We start from the raw sequence: 1,645 nt of genomic DNA on the forward strand, positions 1-1,645 counted from the left end.
AAGCAAAACGACTTTCCATGATTTAACTTAAAATCACAAAATGACCATAATTAACAAAACCTTTCAAGGAAGGTTAATTGGCATTCTTATGTAGGACTTGTCCCAAAAGAATATTCTAGTGGATCAAACCGTTGGCAAGGATCCATTACGAAAGTTGGAAATTCCCATATCCGTCGTGCTTTAGTGGAAAGTTCATGGTCATATCGACATCGTCCTTCTCTTAAAGGTAAATTATTGAAAGACAAGCTAATCAACCAATTGAAGCCCGAAGAATTGCCTGGAAAGCCCAACACCGTCTCAATTTAAAGTATAACCGAATAACTTCTAGAGGAAGAACTCGTAAATTTGCAGTGGTCGCAGTTGGTAGAGAACTAATTGGATTCATATGGGCGATTGGTTGTAGTATCGAAGATTCTCAAATCAATCAAACAGGTGAAAATTACTGAATATGCGCCGTTAGATCGAGGCAGCTACATAACAAATATAACGAAATGTGGTAACCAACCCACGCAAATCAGACTGTAAATCACCGTTAATTTATTTGCCTTCGTGCCAAGCTTTTAAAACATTTTCTTTATCTTTAAAACTAAGAATATCTACCATTATATTATTGTCATTCATAGAATTAGAGATTTAATTTTGAATTCTAGGTTGGTAGTCTTTATTTAAGTCTGCCTAAAAAAATAAAAAAACTGATATTAGTACCTTTTGGGTCCAGTGGTTTGACAGTTTAGTTCATATCAGTTTAATAAGATCATATTTAAAGGAGTTTATTACCATTCTATATCCGTAAAAAATTCTGATAGAAGTCTTCTTTCGATTTTTCCAATTTAAAATAGATCCTTAGAGGTTTCAAACTCTTGAGTAAAAGAATCCCTGACTCTCGTAAGATAATATGCACATGGATTTTGGCTTATCAATATTCTTCATTTTGATAAGTAAAAGAGTATTCTTCCCCAATTGCTATACCCTTATGGAGCTCTGTAAACTCTATTAAAGTCATCTTCCCACCACATACGAGCATTTTAAAATTTATACCTCTTATTGGATTTTATTAATTTCAGCAGCAGTACGAATTCCTGCTTCAATTGCTCCTTGTATCCATCCTGGTGTAGATGATGAGTGAGAGCCAGCAAAATGTATTCTTCCTTCTGGACTACTAATATATTGGCCAAATTCTTTTTGTTGGTCAGGTTTATACATAATAAATGCTCCTCCAGAAAAAGGATATTCCATCCAACTATGTGTATATCCTACAATAAACTCAGAATAAACTTGATTCCCAAATATAAATGAAAGATTATTTAATGCCATACTTATTCGATCTTCTTCAGTCATACTTTCCCAAATATCAGAATCATCTCCCCAAGTATAACTTGCTAAAACAACACCTGTTTCATTGGAACCTAAGTTGTGGCTAGGAAAATATGAAAATTTGATAGGTAAATCAGTCGTTATTTTACCACCGAACAAACCTAATTTTTCCCAAAACCTTGTTTTAAATTGCAATCCAATTTTAGTTGAACTAGTATAGTGTATCTCCCTGATGACTTTCCATTTATTACGAGATATGGATTCATATGGGAATATGTTTACGAAGTTTAATAATGAATAGGGGATAGTTGTAATAACATAATCACAAATT

Annotated in this window: 1 protein-coding gene and 1 pseudogene; one reads left to right on the top strand and one right to left on the bottom strand. The window is 33.3% G+C overall.

Annotated features, from left to right (window positions below; all coding sequences use genetic code 11):
- Positions 1-96: 96 nt before the first annotated feature.
- Positions 97-306, top strand: a pseudogene (locus V7056_RS20285) (transposase); the annotation flags it as partial.
- Between the two features lie 735 nt (positions 307-1,041).
- Here V7056_RS20285 and V7056_RS20290 read toward each other — a convergent pair.
- A partial coding sequence (locus V7056_RS20290) for a flavin monoamine oxidase family protein (protein WP_499704195.1) occupies positions 1,042-1,645 on the bottom strand: 604 nt, incomplete at its 5' end.

The sequence above is a fragment of the Bacillus sp. JJ664 genome, assembly GCF_036962205.1.
GTDB lineage: Bacteria > Bacillota > Bacilli > Bacillales > Bacillaceae_G > Gottfriedia.